This is a genomic window from Rothia terrae, from assembly GCF_012396615.1.
GTDB classification, from domain to species: domain Bacteria; phylum Actinomycetota; class Actinomycetes; order Actinomycetales; family Micrococcaceae; genus Rothia; species Rothia terrae.
Map to the genome: position 1 here is coordinate 1 of NZ_JAAXPV010000039.1, position 1,307 is coordinate 1,307.

The window sequence follows — 1,307 nt, forward strand, 5'->3', positions numbered from 1 at the left end:
TGAAGTGTCCCAGGTTTTGTTCCGTTTGAGTAGATGGGAAAATCTGGAATATGCCAAGAAAATTTGACCAGGATGCAAAGGACCGTGTGGTCCGTCTTGTAGAGGACCGCATCTTGGCGGAAAATATGTCGATGCAAGCCGCGTGCCAGGCAGTAGCTCCAAAGCTGGGGGTTTCATGGCACACAGCTCGTCAATGGACTCAACAGGCCCGTCGTGCGGGAAACATCCCAGAACCTGTGCCTGAAGATCTGGCCGCCGAAAACGCGAGGTTACGCCGTGAAAATCAAGAGCTACGCGACACTAATGAGCTGCTGAAGGCCGCTTCAGCTTTTTTCGCGTCGGAACTCGACCCAAAACGTCGGAAATGATCCGGTTCATCGATGAATACCGGAATCGTTTCTCTGTCGAGTTCATCTGTAAGACGTTGAAGAATAACCGCGCTGGTGGGTTCATTACCTCGCGCGGCTATCGCCAGTCCAAGGCCCGTGGGTTAAGTGCTCGTCGCCTTCGTGATGCTGTGCTGGTTGAACGCATTAGTGCTATTCATCGGGATAATTACGGTGTCTACGGTGTACGGAAAATGTGGCATGCTCTTCACCGTGACGGAATTGATATCGGTCGTGAACAAACTGCCCGTTTAATGCGCCTGGCCGGTGTTTCTGGCAAAGGCAAAGGAAGATTACCACTTACAACCCGTAAGCCTAATGTGCCTGATCTGCGCCCGGACTTGGTCGAGCGTGAATTCAAAGCCCAGGGTCCGAACAAGCTGTGGGTGGCTGACATTACGTATGTGCGCACGAAGAAAGGCTTTGTGTATGCCGCGTTTGTCACCGACGTTTACTCCCGACGGATCGTTGGGTGGGCGTTATCAGACTCTATGCGCACCGAGGCATTGCCGCTGCAAGCTCTCAACCAGGCGATCGCGTGTGCTGAGGAAACAACAGGTCTCATTCACCATTCGGATCACGGCTCGCAGTACGTCAGCGTTGTCTACAACGAGCGTCTTGCCCAGCACGGGATTGCCGCTTCCACTGGAACAGTTGGCGACTCCTATGACAATGCTCTGGCTGAAAACGTTAACGGCTCATACAAGAACGAGCTGATCCATACTCGCAGGTGGAATGACGTTGTCGAGGTAGAAATCGCGACGTTCGAGTGGGTGTCATGGTGGAACGAGACTAGGCTCCACCAAAGCCTGGGGTACCGAACCCCGGTCGAGGTGGAAACCGATTTTTGGAAGCAGAACCCGCCGCAAGTGATAATAGAAATCAAGGCAAATGCCTAGGAACAAAACTCGGGGCACTTCA

At 53.1% G+C, this 1,307-nt stretch carries 1 protein-coding gene; it reads left to right on the forward strand.

Going from position 1 to position 1,307, the window contains the following annotated elements; genetic code table 11:
* Positions 1-50 precede the first annotated feature (50 nt).
* Positions 51-1,285 (forward strand): IS3 family transposase gene (locus tag HF984_RS11280; protein WP_210729731.1). Its coding sequence is split into 2 segments (ribosomal slippage): positions 51-339 and positions 339-1,285, totalling 1,236 coding nucleotides; the frame shifts between segments, so codons are not numbered across the junction.
* Positions 1,286-1,307 lie beyond the last annotated feature (22 nt).